This is a genomic window from Corallococcus sp. Z5C101001, assembly GCF_007352635.1.
Taxonomy (GTDB): Bacteria; Myxococcota; Myxococcia; order Myxococcales; family Myxococcaceae; genus Corallococcus; species Corallococcus silvisoli.
In genome coordinates this window covers 483,263-499,662 of record NZ_VKLU01000008.1, presented here as the reverse complement: position 1 = coordinate 499,662, position 16,400 = coordinate 483,263, and the positions used below count along the sequence as shown (strand labels likewise).

The 16,400-nt window shown below is 73.0% G+C and carries 11 protein-coding genes; 6 read left to right on the top strand and 5 right to left on the bottom strand.

Annotated features, from left to right (window positions below):
• Nucleotides 1–6 precede the first annotated feature (6 nt).
• Nucleotides 7–867, bottom strand: a complete 861-nt coding sequence (locus tag FOF48_RS19980; protein ID WP_143903995.1) for a J domain-containing protein — start codon at nucleotides 865–867, stop codon at nucleotides 7–9.
• Nucleotides 868–1,031: 164 nt separating this feature from the next.
• Here FOF48_RS19980 and FOF48_RS19975 point away from each other — a divergent pair, with 164 nt between their 5' ends.
• The 3 genes from FOF48_RS19975 to FOF48_RS19965 all read left to right on the top strand — a co-directional run bounded on the left by FOF48_RS19975 (nucleotide 1,032) and on the right by FOF48_RS19965 (nucleotide 6,111).
• Nucleotides 1,032–3,641 (top strand): M1 family aminopeptidase, encoded by a 2,610-nt coding sequence (locus tag FOF48_RS19975; RefSeq protein WP_143903993.1) that lies wholly within the window; start codon nucleotides 1,032–1,034, stop codon nucleotides 3,639–3,641.
• 202 nt (nucleotides 3,642–3,843) lie between these two features.
• A complete protein-coding gene (locus FOF48_RS19970) occupies nucleotides 3,844–5,787 on the top strand; it encodes a PAS domain S-box protein (RefSeq protein ID WP_143903991.1) in 1,944 nt (647 codons plus the stop codon).
• 144 nt (nucleotides 5,788–5,931) lie between these two features.
• Nucleotides 5,932–6,111: a hypothetical protein gene (locus FOF48_RS19965; protein ID WP_143903989.1), complete on the top strand. Its 180-nt coding sequence runs from the start codon at nucleotides 5,932–5,934 to the stop codon at nucleotides 6,109–6,111.
• Between the two features lie 27 nt (nucleotides 6,112–6,138).
• Here FOF48_RS19965 and FOF48_RS19960 read toward each other — a convergent pair whose 3' ends face one another.
• Entirely contained in the window at nucleotides 6,139–6,669 is a 531-nt protein-coding gene (locus tag FOF48_RS19960) for a TspO/MBR family protein (protein ID WP_143903987.1), read from the bottom strand.
• A 254-nt stretch (nucleotides 6,670–6,923) separates the two neighbouring features.
• Between FOF48_RS19960 and FOF48_RS19955 the strand changes: the two genes are divergently transcribed.
• Genes FOF48_RS19955 through FOF48_RS19945 form a run of 3 tightly spaced genes read left to right on the top strand, consistent with a single transcriptional unit; the run spans nucleotide 6,924 to nucleotide 10,894 of the window.
• A complete protein-coding gene (locus tag FOF48_RS19955; protein WP_143903985.1) occupies nucleotides 6,924–9,281 on the top strand; it encodes a CHASE2 domain-containing protein in 2,358 nt (785 codons plus the stop codon).
• Between the two features lie 30 nt (nucleotides 9,282–9,311).
• On the top strand, nucleotides 9,312–9,899 hold the full coding sequence (locus FOF48_RS19950) for an SH3 domain-containing protein (protein WP_143903983.1): 588 nt from the start codon (nucleotides 9,312–9,314) through the stop codon (nucleotides 9,897–9,899).
• On the top strand, nucleotides 9,899–10,894 hold the full coding sequence (locus FOF48_RS19945) for a M48 family metalloprotease (RefSeq protein WP_143903981.1): 996 nt from the start codon (nucleotides 9,899–9,901) through the stop codon (nucleotides 10,892–10,894). The genes FOF48_RS19950 and FOF48_RS19945 overlap by 1 nt, the downstream gene beginning before the upstream one ends.
• Nucleotides 10,895–10,928: 34 nt before the next feature.
• On the opposite strand, the gene FOF48_RS37165 is transcribed toward FOF48_RS19945, so the two are convergent.
• The 3 genes from FOF48_RS37165 to FOF48_RS19930 are packed head-to-tail and all read right to left on the bottom strand — an operon-like array spanning nucleotide 10,929 to nucleotide 16,241.
• Nucleotides 10,929–12,812, bottom strand: a complete 1,884-nt coding sequence (locus tag FOF48_RS37165) for a hypothetical protein (RefSeq protein WP_255442414.1) — start codon at nucleotides 12,810–12,812, stop codon at nucleotides 10,929–10,931.
• Between the two features lie 9 nt (nucleotides 12,813–12,821).
• A complete protein-coding gene (locus FOF48_RS19935; protein WP_143903980.1) occupies nucleotides 12,822–13,784 on the bottom strand; it encodes a ParA family protein in 963 nt (320 codons plus the stop codon).
• 48 nt (nucleotides 13,785–13,832) lie between these two features.
• Nucleotides 13,833–16,241, bottom strand: coding sequence for a HEAT repeat domain-containing protein (locus FOF48_RS19930; RefSeq protein ID WP_143903978.1), 2,409 nt, complete (start codon nucleotides 16,239–16,241; stop codon nucleotides 13,833–13,835).
• Between the last annotated feature and the right edge of the window lie 159 nt (nucleotides 16,242–16,400).

The window sequence follows — 16,400 nt, the reverse complement described above, 5'->3', positions numbered from 1 at the left end:
GCCGGCTCACCCGGCGTCGCGCTCCAGCGCCTCCCACGCGTCCAGGATTTCGCGCGTGCGGCGCTCCGCGAGCACGTGGAACTCCGGCGCCAGGTGCGCCACCTTGTCCGGGTGGTACTGCGCGATGAGCACGCGGAACGCCTTGCGTGCTTCGTCCCTCGGCGTGCCCCGCTCGATGCCCAGCACGACCCAGGGGTCCTTCGCCTCGGGTTCGGCGGGCGGCGGCTCCACGGCACGGCGGCCTCGCGGCGGCGTCTCGTCGGACGTCCGCGCCCCGGCGCCGTCACGCGCCCACCCCGCCCTCCCGGCCCTGCCGGCTCCGTCGCGGGCCCCCGCCTCTTCACGGGGCTCGTCGGAGCGCGCGCTCCCACCCGCGCTGGCGGGCCCGTAGCGCGGCGGCGCGCGCGGGGCGGGTTCGGGGCGGCGGTGGCCGGGGCGCTTCTCGGGGTCCGGCGCGGGGACGCTCGGGGACAGCCGGCTCAGGGCCTCCTGCAGGAACCACAGGTCCTCGGCGGGGCTGGCGTGCTTGCGCACCACCGCGCGCGGCTTGCCGTCCTCCAGCAGCACGTAGCCCGTGGCCACCGCGTAGGCGCGCTTCTTGTCGGCCGGGTAGAGCCGGTCCCCCAGGTCCCCCAGGGGGTCCCGCCACATGCCCTCCGCCGTGCCCTCGTCCGCCACGATGACCTGGGACAGCACGTGCCCGAAGACGTCCTCCAGCGCGGCGAAGGGCTCGCGCGCCTGCGGCGGGCGCGTCATCCCCGCGTCGTGATGCACCCCCGCCACCAGCAACAGCCCCCCGGCGGCGTCCACGAACGCGAAGAGCTTCTCTCGCACCTGCTTGTCGGAGAAGTAGAGGACGGCCTGCACGGTCCGCCCATCCTGGGGAACCCCCCGCCATTTCTCAACCACCGCGGGCTCCCAGGCCCCCCTCCCCTGCCCGACCCGGCGGGTCCTGCCCCAGGAATTCCGACAAGACCCGGTTCGATGCGGCTCGACCCGGGGGCGGGCTTGCGGAAGAGTCACCCCCTCCTATGCGCTGCTGCCACCGCCACGCCCCCGCCGCCGGGTTGTCCGACCCGCACCCGTTCAGCCTCCCCGGCGCCACCGAGCACTACGCCGCGCCGCGGCCGGTGCGCGCCGAGCACGTGCGCATCGAGCTGGACCTGGACTTCGGCCAGCGCACCCTGACCGGCACCTGCACCACGCGTGTGTCCGCGGTCCGCGCCGTGTCCACGGTCAGCTTCGACGCGGTGGACCTGGACATCACGGAGGCGCGCGTGGACGGGCGCGTCGTCCCCTTCTCCAACTCCGGGTCCCACGTGCGCGTGGAGCTGCCCCGCGCGCTGGAGACGGGGCAGGCGTGCGACATCGCGCTCAGCTACCGCGCCCGTCCCCGCCGGGGCCTCTACTTCTGGGGTCCCGACGCGGGCTACCCCGACCGGCCCCTCCAGGCGTGGACGCAGGGCCAGGACATCGACGCGCGGTGCTGGTTCCCCTGCCTGGACACGCCCGCGCAGAAGGCCACGTCGGAGGTCATCGCCACCTTCCCCGCGAACATGACGTCGCTGTCCAACGGCGTGCTCGTCAGCGACGTCACCCTGGGCGAGCGCCGCACGCAGCACCACCGCATGGCGCAGCCGCACGCGCCCTACCTCGTCACGCTGGTGGTGGGCGAGTTCGACGAGGCCACCGACACCGCCGGCACCACGCCGCTGCGCTACCTGTTCCCCAAGGGCCGCCGCGAGGACGCGCTGCGGTGCGTGGCGCGCACGCCGAGGATGATCGCCGCGTTCGAAGCCCTCACCGGCGAACCGTACCCGTGGAGCGGCTACGCGCAGGTGTTCGTCACGGAGTTCATCCTGGGCGGCATGGAGCACACCACGGCCACCACGATGGTGGACACGGTGCTGCACGACGCGCGGGCGCACCTGGACTTCACCGCCGAGCCGCTCGTCTCCCATGAGCTGGCGCACCAGTGGTTCGGCGACCTGCTCACCTGCCGCGACTGGCCCCACGGCTGGCTCAACGAGGGCTTCGCCACCTACTTCGAGGTGCTGTGGAAGGAGCAGGGCGACGACCGGGACGAGGCGGACCACCACCGCGCGCTCGACCTGGAGGCCTACCTGACGGAGACGCGCGAGCGCTACGCGCGCCCCATCGTCGCGCGGAAGTTCCAGGCCCCCATGGACCTGTTCGACCGCCACCTCTACGAGAAGGGCGGCCTGGTGCTCCACGAGCTGCGCCGCCGCGTGGGGGACGACCTCTTCGTGCGCGCCCTGCGCCACTACGTCGCGTCGAACCGTCACGGGGTGGTGGAGACGGTGGACCTGGCCCGCGCCTTCGAGCAGGCCACGGGGCACAACCTGGATCCGGTCTTCGACCAGTACGTCCACGCCCCCGGCCATCCGGAGCTGAAGGTGGAGGTCCGCTACGAGGCCGATGACGCGCGCCTGCGCATCGCCGTGCGGCAGGCGCAGCGCACCGACGCGGGCACGCCCGTGTTCCGCCTCCCGCTGGAGGTGGTCGTCACCGTGAACGGCCAGGACACGCGCCACCGGCTGGACGTCACCGACGCGGAGCACCGCTTCCACCTGCCCTGCGCCGCCGCGCCCTCTCAGGTGCGGGTGGATCCGCGCCGCGACGTGCTGGGCTCGCTGGACGTGGACAAGGCCGTGGGGCTGTGGCGCGAGGAGCTGGCCCGCGCGCCGGAGGCCCGCGCCCGCACGGAGGCGGCGCACGCGCTGGGGAAGGACGGCGGCCTGCGTTCGGTGGAGGCGCTGGGCCGCGCGCTGACGGACACCGGCCTGTTCTGGGCCACCCGCGCCGCGTGCGCGAAGTCGCTGGGGCGCATCCGCACCCCGGAGGCCCGCGCGGGCCTGCTGGGCGCGCTCACCACCCCGCACCCGCGCGTGCGCCGCGCCGTGGTGGCCGCGCTGGGCGAGTTCCGCCACGACGCGGAGGTGGCCGGCCGCCTGCGGGCGCTGCTGGAGGCCGGGGACGCCAGCTACTTCGTGGAGGCGGAGGCCGCGCGGGGACTGGGGCGCGTGCGCGCTCCGGACGCGCTGCCCCTGCTGGAGGCCGCCGCCGCGCGGCCTTCGTTCCAGGACGTCATTGGCGCGGGCGCGATGGACGGGCTCGCGGAGTCACAGGACCCGGCCGCGTTCCCGGTGGCGGTGGCGCGCACCGCGTACGGGCAGCCCGCGTTCCTGCGCCGCGCCGCCGTGGGCGCGGTGGCGAAGCTGGCGGAGGTCGCGAACCGCAAGCGCGAGGCGGTGGACCTGTTCGCGCAGCTCCTGCGCGACCCGCAGTTCCGCGTGCAGCTGGCCGTGTGCGACGCGGCCTCCACCCTGGGCGACCGGCGCCTGCTGCCCGCGCTGGAGGGCACGACCTTCAGCGACCCGCGCACCCGCCGCTATGCCCGCGAGGCCGTGCGAGCCCTGCGCGACGGCGCGCCCCAGGCCCGTGAGGTCTCCGCGCTGCGCGAGGAGCTGGATGCGCTCAAGCAGGAGACGCGGACCCTGCGCGAGAAGCTGGAGGCGCTCACCCTGGGCGCGGCGCCGCCCCGCACCGCGCCCCGGAAGGCCGTGCGCAAGCGCTCGGCGAAGCGCGGACGCACACCGGCCCCGAAGCGCAAGCGCTAGGCCCGCCCGACCGCTCACCAGGGGTCCCGCCAGCGCCGGGGTTTCCGGCTTCGCCGCGCCATCCCAGCCCACAGTGTGCATCTGTAGGCAAAGGGAACGCGCACGGGTGCCACTCCGCGCACCCGCCAACGCCGGGGGTCCCCTGTCCCGGCAGGACCGTCCGCGCCGTGTGCGCACGGACGGTTCCCACCAGGAGCGAGGCATGGCTGGAGGAGCCATACGGGAGCTGGAGGCCGTCCTGGACGCCGCGGTGGATCCCGTCATCGCGTGCGACTCCGGCGAGCACATCCTGCACGTCAACACGGCGACGGAGCGGCTGGTGGGGTGGGACCGCGAGCAGCTGCTGGGCAAGCCCGTCACCAAGCTCTTTCCCTCTCGCCTGCACTCCTTCCAAGGCGTGAGCCTGGTGCGCTACCTGCTGTCGCGCAGGAAGCTGCTCAGCGGGCGCCCCACCCGCGTCTTCGCCCGGCGCAAGGACGGCGTGGAGCTGCTGGTGGAGCTGACGGTGGGCGCCGCTGGCGTGAACGAGGAGGAGCGCATCGTCCTCACGATGCGCCGGCTGCACGAGGTCATCGACACGCTGGACGAGCCCCTGGAGCACGTTGCCAACGGCCCTGAAGCGCCGGTGCGTCCGGAGGAGACGGGGGATCGGCTCTACCAGCTGGTGGTGGAGAACGCCCCCCAGGGCATCTTCCACTTCGACCGCGTGCCCATCCTCACCGCCTGCAACGAGCAGTTCGCGCAGCTCATGGGCACGTCGAAGCGCAACCTCGTGGGCGTGAACCTGCTCACGCTGCGCGACGAGAACATCATGGCGTGCGTGCGCGAGTCGCTGGGCGGACAGCGCTGCGACTACGAAGGGGACTACCGCGCGCTCAGCACCGGGAAGGTGACGCCCGTGCGCGTGCGCTTCGCGCCGTGCTACGCCGAGGACGGCTCGGTGGAGGGCGGGGTGGCCATCGTGGAGGACATCACCGACCGCCGCCGCGTGGAGGCCGAGCGCGAGGAGAACATGGCCCAGCTCGACCTGCTCTTCCGCGGCGCCCCGGTGGGCATCGGCTTCCTGGACACGGAGCTGCGCTACGTGCGCATCAACGAGACGCTCGCGCGCATCAACGGCCTGCCCGCGGAGGCGCACGTGGGCCACACGCTGCCGGAGCTGCTCGGGGCGCCGGGCGCCGTCGCGGAGCTGGGCCCGCGGCAGGTCCTGCGGACCGGCGAGCCGATGGTGAGCCAGGAGGCCACCACCGAGGACCTGGGCGCGCCCGGCCCCATGCGCTCCTTCTCAGGCAGCTTCTACCCGGTGCGCACGCCCGACGGCCGCGTGCTGGGCGTGGGGGTCCTGTTGGAGGACGTCACCGAGCGCAAGCGCGCGGAGGAGGAGCGCGCGCACCTGTACGGCGAGGCCCAGGAGGCCGTCCGCGTGCGCGACGACTTCCTCTCCATCGCGAGCCACGAGCTGAAGACGCCGCTCACGCCCCTGAGCCTGCGCCTGGCCACGCTGGAGCGCCGCCTGGAGCGCGGCGAGCACCTGGACCCGAGCGTGCTGCGCCACGCGCGCCACCAGCTCACCCGCCTCACCGGCCTCATCAACGACCTGCTGGACGCGTCGCGCATCGAAGCGGGCCGGCTGGCCCTGCACCCGGAGGACACCCGCTTCGACCAGCTGGTGGAGCACACGCTCGCCAGCCTGGAAGGACAGAGGGGCAACCACGTCTTCGACTTCGAACGGCCCCCGCGCACCATCTCCGTGCACGGCGACGCGTACCGGCTGGAGCAGGTCGTCCTCAACCTGCTGGAGAACGCGCTCAAGTACAGCCCGGATGGCGGCACCATCCGCGTGCGCCTGTCGGTGGACGAGGACGTGGCGGTGCTGTCCGTGAAGGACCCGGGCATCGGCATCCCGGAGGACCAGCAGCGGCAGCTCTTCGACCGCTACTTCCGCGCGCGCAACGCCTCCAGCCGCTCCTACGGGGGCCTGGGGCTGGGCCTCTACATCAGCCGCGACATCGTGGAGCGCCATGGCGGCCGCATCTGGGTGGAGAGTGAACCGGGCCAGGGGTCCACCTTCTACGTCGCGCTGCCGACGCTCGCCGCCGCGCGGCCCGGCCTCCCGCTCGCCTGGGCGGACCGCCACCTGCACTGAAGCGGTCACCCGGCGCGCGCTGAAAGAACTTCAGCCCCGGCTGTTCCCCCCCGTCGCAAGCCGCATGCAAAGGGCTGGAATCTCACGCTCACCAGCCCTGGCACGCCCCCTGCTCTGGATGGCCGCACGGGAGGGAGAGCACACATGGAAAACCTGACGATGCCGAGCGAGACCCCGGTGAGCCGCGACAACGAGGGATGGGTCGTCCGGGTGAAGGTCGCGGGACGCGTCCAGGAGGTGCGCTGCACGTCGGAGAACCAGGCGCGCTACTTCGCCGCGGTGCTCTCCTTCAACGCGGCCCGGCCCTCCCGCCTGCGCAACTGAAACACCGCGGACCAGCGGCGCCCGCCGTCAGGCATTGCGGCGGGCGATGTCGGCGGACAGCACGTTGGCGAAGGACACCCAGCCCAGGTACGGGGCCATCAGCCACGGGGCCTTGCGGTCCACGCGGCTCGCGGCGACGGTGTAGGCCACGATGCTGCCCAAGAGCGCCCCGTTCTCCACCGCCGCGGCCGTCAGTTGGCGCCTTCCGAAGAACAGGTGGGACCACGCGGCGTTGAGGCCCAGCTGGACGAACCAAAGCCCCAGGGCGCGAGAGCGCTCAGCGCCCGCGGGCGAGCCCCAGATGCGCCAGCCGGAGACGGCGATGAGCGCGTAGAGGGCGGTCCAGACCGGCGCGAAGGCTTCGCGGGGCGGCTGGAACGGCGGCTTCCGGAGCCGCTTGTACCACCCCTGTGACACGGCCTCGCGGGTGCTGCGCGCGCCCACGTAGACGGCCCCGGCGGTGAGGGCGGCGAAGGCGCCCAGCGCCACCGCGGACTCGCGGTTGAGCGTGGGGTTGTGTTCCAGACCCTCGGAGCCTCCCAGCGCGCTGATCCGCATGGCATTCCTCCCCGCGTGTGAACGTGCGAAGCCACAAGCTGTGTCCTCCCGCAGTGGGCCGCCATGCGCGCCTGCCTGCCCGTGTGACGCGGGCGCTCGCACGCCCGCCCCACGGGGGGCCCTCCGGCATCACAGGGACTCCTGCTATCACTGACCTTGATACATGCCCGTCGGGCTGAAACAGCCTGGAGGCGGTGTGTCGCGGAGGCGCGTCCCGGGGTAGCGTGCCGGCGCCGGCCTCGCGGGGAGGGTCCGTGACGGGTGAGCTGTGGAAGAGCATCCAGGAGCGTTGGCGCCACCACGGGTCGCAGATGCTCGGGGTCGCGCTGGTGGCCACCCTCGTCGCGTGGGCGGGCGAGTGGAGCGGCGTGCTCCAGGACGTGGAGCACATCGCATACGACCGCGCGCTGGTGACGTTCACCGGCGGCCGGGGGCTGTCCTCCCACGTGGTGGTGGTGGCCATCGACCAGCGCACGCTGGATGGCATCAACCAGGATGAGCAGCTGCGCACCAACTTCGGCAACTGGCCGTACACGCGCACGCTGTGGGCGCGCATCGCGCAGGAGCTGAAGGCCGCGGGAGCGAAGGCGGTCCTCTTCGACGCGGTGATGGACGAGCGCGCGTCGGACGAGTCCGCCGACCTCGGCTTCGCCCAGGTGCTGCGAGACACGGGGCTGCCCTTCTACGTGGGCATGGTGACCAGCGGCACCGCGAGCCCCCTGCCCCGCGCGGACTTCACCGCCGCCGTGCCATTGACCGCCCCGGAGGCCGCGCCCTCCCCAGCGCCCACGGACGCCCCCCCCGCTGACGACGAGGCGTTCCCCGAGGAGTTCGAGGACGCCCCCGCCACGGCCACGCCCACACTGGAGCCCGGGGCGCTGGCGCGGGCGCTCGCGTTCCCCGCGCGCCGGACGGATGGGGGTGCGCTGCCGGCGTTGCGGTACCGCGCGCAGGGCGGGGAGTGGCGGCCCCGCTACCCGGTGCCGCCCACGACCGCGCTGGTGGGGTCGGTGACCGGCTTCGGGCTGGTGGACACGGAGGCGGACACGGACGGCTTCATGCGCCGCACGCACTTCGCCTACTCGGATGGCGTCAACACCTACGTGACGCTGCCGGTGCGCATGCTGGCGGACCTGGTGGGCGCGAAGGAGCTCACGCTCTCCGGCCGCACGCTCCAGCTAGGCGAGCGCGCGTGGCACGTGGACGCGGACGGCAGCGCGGCGCTGGACTACGGCGGCCCGCTCCATGAGCGCTTCACCCTGGTGCCCCTGCTGGACGTGCTGGAGGATTGGATCCGCCGAAGCGCGCACAAGCCCGTGGCGCTGGGCGCGGACACCTTCCGGGACAAGGTGGTGGTCATCGGCGGCACGGCGGTGGGCGTCAACGACATCAAGGCGACGCCGTTCTCTCCCACGCAGCCGGGGTTGGTGAAGCAGGCCACGGTGGTGGACGCGCTGCTGTCCGGCGCCTTCATCACGCGGGCGCCGGCGGGCGTGGACCTGGGCATCACCTTCCTGGTGGCGCTGGTGTCCGCGGTGCTGTTGATGACGGCGCGCTGGACGCCGCTGGAGGTGGGCTGGCCGCTGGTGCTCGTGCTCGGGCTGTATGGGTTCACGGGCCTGTTGCTGCGGACGACCCAGACACATGTGTTGATGGCGATGCCGGCGCTCGCGGGCATTGGCGCCAGCGTGGCGGCGCTGGCGTTCAACCACCTGGTGGCCAACCGCGAGACGCAGTTCATCCGGCAGGCGTTCCACCGCTTCATGGAGCCGAAGCTGGTGGAGCAGATGATCCGCTCGCGGCAGCTGCCGCGCCTGGATGGGGAGAACAAGGAGATCACCGCCTTCTTCAGCGACATCCGCGGCTTCTCCACCTTCAGCGAGCGCTTCAAGGAGGACCCGCGCCAGCTGGTGCGCATCCTCAACACGTACCTCACGACGGTGAGCGGGGCGCTGCTGCGCGAGGGCGGCTGCCTGGACAAGTACATTGGCGACGCGGTGGTGTGCCTCTTCGGCGCGCCCATGGCGCAGGAGGACCACGCGGTGCGCGCGTGCCGGGGTGCGCTCGCGGCGAAGGCGGCGGTGGAGGTCCTGCGCGAGGACTTCCGGCGCAAGGGCTTCCCGGATGTGTACACGCGCATCGGCGTGAACAGCGCGGTGAACTTCGTGGGCAACTTCGGCAGCGACCAGCTCTTCAGCTACACGGCCATTGGCGACGGGATGAACCTGGCCGCGCGGCTGGAGGGCGCGAACAAGGCCTACGGCTCGGTCATCATGATTGGCCCGCGCACGTACGAGCTGGCGCGCGAGCACATCGAGGTGCGCGAGCTGGACCGCGTGCGGGTGGCGGGCAAGACGGAGGCCGTCACGGTCTACGAACTGCTCGCGCTCAAGGGGCAGCTGGATGCCGCCACCCAGCGCACGGTGGCGCGCTACCACGAGGCCCTGGGGCTGTACCGGGAGGCGCGCTTCGCGGAGGCGGTGGCGGTGCTGGAGGCGGAGGCGGCGCGGGCGCCGGAGGACGGGCCCACCGGGAAGCTGCTGGAGCGCTGCCGCGAGTACCTGGAAGCGCCTCCGGAAAAGTTCGACGGCGTCGCGAATCTGGAGAAGTGACGGCGTAATGACGTTGGGAGCACGACGACGATGAAGCGACTGACATGGGGCCTGGTGCTGCTGACGCTGGGGGTGCCGGTGACGGCCGCGTGGGCGGTGAAGAAGGACGAGAAGCTCTACGTGAAGGCGCGCAACACGCGCGTGCTCAAGAGCGCGGTACCCACCGCGGACGTGGTGGCGGTGCTCCAGCCCGGCCAGCAGGTGACGTGGAAGGGCGCGGACCCCACGAACAAGCAATGGCACCAGGTGACGGAGCCCGGAGGAAAGCCCGGCTACGTGTTCCAGACGAACCTGTCCACGAAGCCGCCCGACATGGAGCTGGTGGCCAAGGACGGGAAGACGCGAAGCATCGACCCGGCGGCCTTCGTCTCCAGCGGGGCGGCGGTGAAGGCGCTGAGCCCGGGCGCGGAGAAGTACGGCCGCGAGAAGGGCGGTGGCTACGCGGACGCGGTGGCGCAGATCCAGAAGGTGGAGGGGATCGCCAGGCGGGTGACTCCGGTGGAGATCGACGCGCACGTGAGGCAGGCCGGGCTGTTTCCCGTGGTGGCGCCCAACACCGTCGTGGGTCCGCAGAAGGTGGCGAAGGGCTCCAACAAGCCGACGAAGGGGGCGAAGTGATGCGCTCGCGCATGGGGATGCTCGCGGTGGCGGGCCTGGGCCTGTGTCTGACGTCCTGCGCCCAGGTGACGAAGAGCCTGAAGGCCACGAACCTGGGCGGCGAGGTGGGCCGGGCGGCCGTGGCCACGTCGGAGAAGGTGCAGGCGTGCGACAAGCTGAAGGTGGAGCCCGCCATCCAGGAGGAGTACGCGCTGGGCAGCGCGGTGGCCATCCACTGGGCGCAGCAGGGCGGCGGGTTGATGCTCGCGAGCGCCGCGGAGGAGGGGCTGAACACCTACGTCAACACGGTGGGCCGCAACCTGGCGATGCAGTCACCGCGGCCGGAGCTGGGCTGGACGTTCGCCGTGCTCAAGGACCCGAAGAACTTCAACGCCCTCTCCGCCCCGGGAGGCTACGTCTTCGTCACGCGCCGGCTGCTCCAGGGCGTGGACAACGAGGCGCAGCTCGCGGGCGTGCTGGCGCATGAGATTGCCCACGTCGTGCTCAAGCACGCCCTGCACCAGTATGTCTCCGTGAAGGTGAACACCTGCCAGCTCGCCACGGTGGGCAACGCGGTCGTGTCGGCGGTCGCCGCGAAGGTGCTGGACGCGGGGGGCCGGGATGGCCGGCTGGACCTGGATTCGGACACGGGCCTGATGGCCAAGATGGCCGAAGGCACCGTGGAGGCCCTGGGCAAGGGCAACCGCAAGGACGAGGAGATGGCGGCGGACGCGCTCGCGGTGGAGCTGCTGCTGTCCGCGGGCTACGACCCGCGGGAGTACTCGCGGCTGCTCGAACAGACGGCGGGCGGTGGCGGCATCCTGGAGAACCACCCGAAGAAGGAGGAGCGCATGGCGCAGATCTCCCGCATCCTGGCGGCGCGGGAGCGGGACGAGGACGCGCTCGCGCGGTTGGATCCCGCGTCGCTCCAGAGCCCCGCGCTGCCCACCGCCTTCGCCATCGTGGGCCCCGCGCCGGGCGGGAAGGCCCGGGGCGTGGCGAAGGACACGAAGTAGGGCCGGACGGGGACCCGCGCGGGTCCCCGTGGCTTCAGCGCACCGTGGCCTGACTGAGGGCGCGGTGCACGGACTCCAGGGCCTTGCGCGCCTCCAGCAGCTCGGCGCGCTCGGCGGTGAGGGACGCGACCTGCTGGGCGAGCACGTCGCGCTCGCCCTGGAGCGTCTCCACCGCGCGGCGCAGCGACGAGGACTCGTCCTTGGCGCCCTCCAGCTCCACGGCGAGGCGCTCCTCCTCCGCGAGGCTGTCCGCGAGGGCCTGCTTGCCGCGCGTGACGACCTGCGCCAGGGAGTCGTGCTCCTTCGCGGCGGCCTGGAGGGCCTGGCGGGACTCCTGGAGGGACAGGAGCGCTTCGTCGCGCTCGCCTTCCAGCGCGGCCAGCTCCCGCTCCAGGTCGGCGAGCAGCTTCACGCGGCCCTCCATCTCCGCGGACAGGCGGCGGGCCTCGTCCATGCGCAGGCGGGCTTCCTCGGTGGCCTTCTCCGCCTGACGGCGGGCCACTTCCAGGTCCTGGGTGAGCGTGAGGTTGAGCGCCTTGACCTTGGTGAGCTCCGCCTGGAGGTGGGTGATGCGCTCCACCGCGCGCTGTCCGGCTTCGGCGACGGTGGCGGGCAGCGGCTCCGGACGCGGGTTCTCGCGCACGGCCTTGAGGCGGGCCTTGAGGCGCTCACGGCGCGACTCCGAGTCCAGCTCCTCGCGAGGAGGGGCGGGGGTCTGCACCTCGACCTGCGCGGGCGGGGTGTCCTGTCGGGCCACCGGCTCGGTGGTGGTGACGGTGGAGGCCTGGACGGCAGCGTACGTCGTCATGGGCTCGGCCTCGGCAGGCATGCGGAGGGCCTGAACGCCCATCCGTCCATCGAACTGTACTCCGGGCGGCGGGCCCGCGAGCGTGACCGGAGCGCCCCGGGCCGCGTCGGCCTGTGCCACCGGAGGCGGCGAGGCGAACGTGACCGGCGCACCCCGGGCCGTCTCGGCCTGTGCCACCGGAGGCGGCGAGGCGAACGTGACCGGCGCGCCCCGAGGAGCCTCCGGCTGCGCCATGGCGGGAGGCGGTGAAGCGAACGTGGCCGGCGTGCCATGGGCGGCGTCCATCCGCGCCACCAGTGGCTGCGAGGCGGAGGTGGCAGGGGCTCCCCAAGCGGCTTCCGGCTGGGCGGAGGCGCGCGGAGCATCGCTGTGCGTCGCGGAGTGGGCCAGGGGTGCGATGCGCGTCGCGTCCACGTGCACGGCGGCTTCCGGCCGCGCCGTGAGCGCATCCCAGCGCGCGGCGGCGGGGACCGGGGCTTCCGGCGGCGCGGCCTGCACGAACGTGGGCGTCGGCTCGGCGGCCACCGGCTCCCGGGCGAACGCCTCGACCGCGGACTCCCGCTGCTGCGCGACGTGCGCGGCGGAGACGCTCCATGCGGACGCGGCCACCGCCTCGGCGACCTCCCGGTGCGAGACGGGGGGCACGGCGTCCGCGTCCCAGGCGGACTCCTCGGGCGCGGGCGCCTGCGCCACGTTCCAGTCGGCCGAGGCCTCCGGAGCGTCCGGCTCCAACCACGGCGCCGGGGGGGCTTCTTCCTCTTCGCGCCGCGCCTCCGGGGACACCAGGGCGGACAGCGCGTGGGACACCGGCGAGAACGTCGGCGCCGTCACCGCGGGCAGGCCCTGCGGGGACGCGGCCTTGGGGGCGTGCAGCGCGGCCTCCAGCGCCTCGGCGGCGGTGGGGCGCGGGGCGCCGCGGCGCTCGATGCGGGCGCGCACTTCGGCGGACAGGTCCGGGGCCTCCGCGACGGGCGGCGCGGCCGGCGCGGCGGGCTCCGGGTTGGCGGCGGCGGTCCCCGTCGGGTCGGCCGGGTCGAGTGCGCCCGTCAGCGCCCCCAGGCGGAGGCGCGGCTTCGCGCGGGACACGTTCTGTTCAAAGGCTTTCTTCATGGCGGAATCTCAGCCGGCTTTCGTCGCGGTGCCGCTCTTGGACGCGGCGGCGTGCGCGGCCACCAGGCGGGGCAGCACGTTGTCGAGCATGGCCTGGATGTCGCTGGCCCCCTTGGACGTGGGGTCCGCCACGAACACCGGGCGGCCCTCGCTGGAGGCCTGCGCGAACTTGGTGCACTGCCGGATGATGGTGGGCAGCAGGTACTCGGGGTAGTGCGTCTGAAGTGCCTCCAGCGCCTCCTTCGCCAGCTTGAAGGTGGCGTTGAAGGAGTTCACCACGATGAACACGTGGTCCAGCACGTGGTTCAGGTCCTCCTCCAGGCTCTGCACCGTCTCAAAGAGCAGCTTGAGGCCGTGGAAGGAGAGGAAGTCCGCGAGCACCGGCACGAACAGGTCGTTCGCGGCCATCAGCGCGTTGAGGTTGAGCAGGCCGAAGGACGGGGGCGCGTCGAAGACGATGAAGTCGTACTGGGCCTCCACGTCCTTGAGCGCGTTGCGCAGCTTGAACTCACGGCCGGCCATGGGCATCAGCGCCAGGTCCACCGTGGACATGCTCAGGTTGGACGGGATGAAGTCCAGGTTGGGCAGGGTGGACTTCTGCACCACCTGCACGAGGGGCGTCTTGCGCACCAGCACGTCCAGGAGCGTCTTCTCGAAGTCCTCGCCTTCGTAGCCCAGGCACTTGGTGGCGTGCCCCTGGCTGTCCAGGTCGATGAGGAGCACCGCGTAGCCCATCTCCGCGAGCCGCCACGCGTACGAGGTGGACAGGGACGTCTTCCCGGTGCCGCCCTTGAAGTTGAGGAAGAGCTGGCGGCGGTGGCCCGCGGTGGGAGGGAAGCGGTCGAGCGTCGTGCGCAGCTCCCACACGTCCTCCGGGCCGTAGGTCTCCTTGCGCAGCTCCGAGGGGATGGCCTTCGGAGTCACGCCGAGCATCTCGGCCACCTGCTTCGAGCTGTACGTCGGCGCTTCCATGAACGACCCTTCGGATGACGTGTGAGGCCCGGCGCGCTGCACCTTGCCTCAAGCGGCGAAGTATTTGTGCCCCCTTCGCACGATGGCCCCTCGGGCCACCAGCAGGGCAACAGCCTCCTGGGCCAGCTCCGGGGGAGCGGAGAGTCCGGCCGTCAGCTCGGCGAGCGAGCGTCCCCGGACGGCGACCCGCACCTCCTGCAACATGGCCCCACACAGCGATTCGACGGGAGAAGGGCCCCGGCGCGGAGGCACCGGAGGCGTGACGGGGGCGGCCACCGGCGCGCGAGCCGGAGGAGGCGCGCCCATGGCCACCAGCGCGGCCTGCACGGGCGTCCGCCGCACGGCGGGCTGCGCGGGAGCGGCGGGCGGAACCGAAGCGACGGGCGGCACGGCGGGGCCTGAGCCGAAGGACACCGGCCCGCCGTTCGCGACCCTCGCGGGGGCGGCGCCGTTCATCACGGCGGGTGCGGAGCGGGCCACGCCCACGGTGGCGACGACGTGCGCAGGGGAGGCCACGGGGACCACCGCCCACTGCGAGCTGCTCGCGGCATCATCCGCACGTGGAATCGGCGCGGCGTGAGCCGTCATCGGGGGCGCGGGCCGCGGGGCTTGCGCCGCGACGGCCTGCACGCCATTCGCCGCGACAGGCCGCGGTGCATGCGCCGCCCAAGCCTGCATGCCATTCGTTGCAACGGGCTGCTGCGCCTGAACGCCATTCGCCGCGACGAACTGCTGCGCCTGCGCCACCAAGGACTGCGCGCCATTCGCCGCGACGGACTGCTGCGCCTGCGCCATCACGGCCTGTGCGCCATTCGCCGCGACGGGCTGCTGTGCCTGCACCGCCACGGCCTGCGCGCCGTTCGCCGCGACGAACTGCTGCGCCTGCGCCATCACGGCCTGCGCGCCATTCGCCGCGACGGGCTGCTGTGCCTGCACCGCCACGGCCTGCGCGCCGTTCGCCACAAAGAACTGCTGCGCCTGCGCCGCCACGGCATGCGCGCCATTCGCCGCAACGGGCTGCTGCGCCTGCGTCGCCACGGCATGCGCGCCATTCACCGCGACGGGCTGCTGTGCCTGCACCGCCACGGCCTGCGCGCCATTCACCGCGACAGGCTGCTGCGCCTGCGCCACCGCGGGCTTCACATCCAGCGTCGCGCGCACGGGCTTCACCGGCAGCGTCGCCAGCCGGCGGATCTCCCGCCGACGGTGCGCATCATCCAGCGCGACCACCGCGGACACGTCCTGCCCCAGGATGCGCGACACGCTCTGCGCCGCCGCCTTGCGAACGCGCGCCTCGTCGTCGTCCAGCGCCTCCAGCAACAACGTCCGCGCGTTCTCGCCCCGGCCCGCCCCCAACGCCAGCGCCGCCAGCGCGCGCACTTCCGGATCCGTGTCGTGGATCGCGTCCTCGCCCAGCCGCCGCGCCGTCTCCCCCTCCAACCCCAACGCCAACAACGACGCGCGCCGGCGCACCGACCGGTCCGAATCCTTCATCGCCTGCGCCAGATGCGGCGCCGCGTCCTTCGGCGCCAACACCAGCAGCGCCTTCAACGCCGCGATGCGAACCTCCGGCACCGGCGAGGACAGCAGCGGCGACACCACCGACGCGCCCTCCTCCCGGCACAGCCCCGCGAACGCCTGCACCAGCGCCACCTGCGCCACCGCGTCCGTCTCCGCATGCAGCGCCGCCGCCAACGCGGGCGCCGCCGCCGGATGCGCCAGCGCCTTCAGCCGCTCCGCCGCGCGCACCCGGGCCGCCGCGTCCGCCGCCGACAGCTCCCGCACCGAGAACCCGAAGAGCGTCTCGTCCGTTGGGCTGCCCGCATGACCGGACAGCTCCGCCATCTGCTCCGGGCTCACCCGCAGCCGCCCCTCGTCCTGCAGCCGCTGCGCCTCGCGCGCCACCGGCGACAGCCCCGAATGCAAGGGCGCCGAGGCTCGCGGAGGAATGGGCGGCGCGGGACGGTCCGTCCACGGCACGCTCGGCTCCGAAGCCTTCAGCGGCACCGCCGGCCCGCTCACCCGCGAGCGCACCGCAGGCACCGCGTCACCCCGGAGGATCACCTCGCTGCGCAGCTGCGAGATGAACGACGCCAGGTCGAACCCCAGCTCGTCGTCATCGTCGTCCGCCACCGCGCGCGCCTGCCCGGAGGAGTGGATGCGGCTCGCATCCAGCAGCTTCTCCATCAGCTGGTTGCGCTCCAGGCGCAGCGCGTGGTTCAGCCGCGTCAGCTCCTCGCGCTCCGCCTGCGCGCGGCCCCCGCGCACCTCCAGCTCCGCCAGCTCCCGGCGCAGGTCCAGCTCCCGCTGGTGCGCCTCCGCCAGGTCCTCCTTGAGGTGCGAGAGTTCGTCGCGCGCGCTCGCCAGCTCGCCATGCAACTGCTGCGCACGGGCCTCGAAGTAGACGATCTTTTCGAGTGCGCTCTTGAGCAGCGCGTCCGGACGCTCGTCACTCACGACTGGCTCTGGCCTCCCCGCGAAGGCGCTCGGCGGCGCTCCCCGGTTCGCATCACCGAAGGGACTCCCCGGCTTTCCCGACCTGACGTCGGGGGGCGCACCTTACGTCAGCCCTACGTGCTACGTAAACCACGGAAACACCAGGGGTTTTCCCCCGCG

What these genes read in the sequence shown, in the direction of transcription:
- FOF48_RS19965 (WP_143903989.1), top strand. Translation starts at nt 5,932, where the DNA reads ATGGAAAACCTGACGATGCCGAGCGAGACCCCGGTGAGCCGCGACAAC.
- FOF48_RS19975 (WP_143903993.1), top strand. Translation starts at nt 1,032, where the DNA reads ATGCGCTGCTGCCACCGCCACGCCCCCGCCGCCGGGTTGTCCGACCCG.
- FOF48_RS37165 (WP_255442414.1), bottom strand. Translation starts at nt 12,812, where the DNA reads ATGAAGAAAGCCTTTGAACAGAACGTGTCCCGCGCGAAGCCGCGCCTC.
- FOF48_RS19935 (WP_143903980.1), bottom strand. Translation starts at nt 13,784, where the DNA reads ATGGAAGCGCCGACGTACAGCTCGAAGCAGGTGGCCGAGATGCTCGGC.
- FOF48_RS19960 (WP_143903987.1), bottom strand. Translation starts at nt 6,669, where the DNA reads ATGCGGATCAGCGCGCTGGGAGGCTCCGAGGGTCTGGAACACAACCCC.
- FOF48_RS19945 (WP_143903981.1), top strand. Translation starts at nt 9,899, where the DNA reads ATGCGCTCGCGCATGGGGATGCTCGCGGTGGCGGGCCTGGGCCTGTGT.
- FOF48_RS19970 (WP_143903991.1), top strand. Translation starts at nt 3,844, where the DNA reads ATGGCTGGAGGAGCCATACGGGAGCTGGAGGCCGTCCTGGACGCCGCG.
- FOF48_RS19950 (WP_143903983.1), top strand. Translation starts at nt 9,312, where the DNA reads ATGAAGCGACTGACATGGGGCCTGGTGCTGCTGACGCTGGGGGTGCCG.